The organism is Desulfovibrio sp., assembly GCF_035644575.1.
GTDB lineage: Bacteria > Desulfobacterota > Desulfovibrionia > Desulfovibrionales > Desulfovibrionaceae > Desulfovibrio.
Genome location: NZ_DASQOG010000208.1, coordinates 1 through 1,702, shown reverse-complemented (window position 1 = coordinate 1,702; position 1,702 = coordinate 1). Strand labels below are relative to the sequence as shown.

The following is a 1,702-nucleotide window of genomic DNA, read 5'->3' as shown; positions in this document are numbered from 1 at the left end:
CCCCTGCGGACAAATCACAACTTCGCCCGCATCCGACACGTCAAAATACCCGGCACCCCAATTACGGATGCCGTACAGTTCGATGGAATCCTCCACCCGCCACTGCTGCAATGCGCGGTTTTTTGCCAATTCCTGCTCCTGAAGCGCCGCAAGGCGCATATATAATGTTGATTCAGCTCCAAAAATGGTGCTGCAGGTTGCCGCCGTTCACAAAACGACCGCAGATGGTTGCACGAAAAATGCGGCGTAATTATGCCGTGACCGTGCCGAATGTCAATCATCGCAAAAAGGGCCGCAAGCGCAGATTGTTAGGTGAGTGGCTAACTATCTTCTTGACGGCGGGTACTCCTTGCTTCATTTTTTCTGTTGCGCGCAACGGCTTGATGTCGGCTATTTCACACTTATGGGGAACGCCATGAAACCAGCCCTGAATCCCCTTTCTCTTCTCCTGATCATTTTTCTGCTCGCCCTTGGGGCCTGCTCGCAGGACGACAGCAAAAAAAACGCTGTACCTCCTGCCCCTGTGCGGGTTGAAGCCGTTGCACGGGCCGATGTGCCGCGCCTGCTGCATGCTGTGGGCAACGTGCGGGCTTCTGCCTCTGTGGGTGTAAAGCCGCGCGTAACGGGCGAAATTCAGCAGGTTCACTTTACCGAAGGGCAGGATGTGCGCGAGGGCGACCCTCTTATTACCATTGATCCCCGCCCCTTTGAGGCCGCGCTGCGCGAAAAGAAAGGGCAACTTGCCAAATCGCAGGCGCAGCTTGCCAAAGCCCAGGACGACATGGGCCGTTACGGCAAGCTCGTGGGCGGCGGCTACGTAAGCCGTGATGCCTATGAGAAGACCGCGACCGATGCGGCGGCCCTGCGCGCCACGGTGCAGTCTGACAAAGCCAGCGTGGAAAGCGCCGCCCTTGACCTCAGCTACTGCACGGTGGCGGCTCCCATCAGCGGGCGTGTGGGCGCACTCAATGTGGACAAGGGCAACATGGTCAAATCGGCTGACGCCACTGTTATTGTCAGCATAGACACGCTTTCGCCCATTTATGTGGGCTTTTCTGTGCCCGAGGTGCACCTGCCTGTCATCATAGAGCAGATGGCGCAAACAACGGTACCGGTTTCCGCAACGCCTGCCGGAGGCGCGCCGGAAAAGGGACTTCTCACCCTTGTAGACAATACGGTAGACACGCGCACCGGCACCATCCGGCTGCGCGCCACCTTTGAGAACAGCCAGCGCCGTCTGTGGCCGGGGCAGTTTGTGCAGGTGGAGCTGCCGCTGGGCATGGCCGCCGGGGCGCTGACCGTGCCAACACGTGCCGTGCAGTCTGGCCGGGACGAATCCTACGTGTATGTGGTGGATAAGGACAGCCGGGCCAGCTATCGCAAGGTGGGGCCGCTGTTTGAATACGCTGACCGCACGGTTGTGGACGGCAACGTGGCCGAAGGCGACAAAATTATTGTGGATGGTCAGGTGCGGCTGGCTCCGGGCCTGCTGGTCAGGATCATGGACTGAAATTTTGTCGCAGCAAAACAGGGCCGCACGCAACGGCCTGATATTTGCATGTTTTCGGGCAATACCAACAGGCGGTCAATTTTTCCACATGGCCGCCGCGCGCTCAAGCGCGAGTGCAATGACGCAGCACTGCGTCAAGCCTGAGGAGAAGCCCGATGGAACTGGAATTCCGTTTTCGCAATAATGATCTGG

The 1,702-nt window shown here is 58.5% G+C and carries 1 protein-coding gene; it reads left to right on the top strand.

The genetic code is table 11. From position 1 onward, the window contains the following. Positions 1-415 precede the first annotated feature (415 nt). Entirely contained in the window at positions 416-1,510 is a 1,095-nt protein-coding gene (locus VEZ52_RS11390) for an efflux RND transporter periplasmic adaptor subunit (RefSeq protein WP_324836914.1), read from the top strand. Positions 1,511-1,702: the final 192 nt, after the last annotated feature.

Coding starts and splice junctions, on each gene's coding strand:
- VEZ52_RS11390 (WP_324836914.1), top strand. CDS start 416: ATGAAACCAGCCCTGAATCCCCTTTCTCTTCTCCTGATCATTTTTCTG.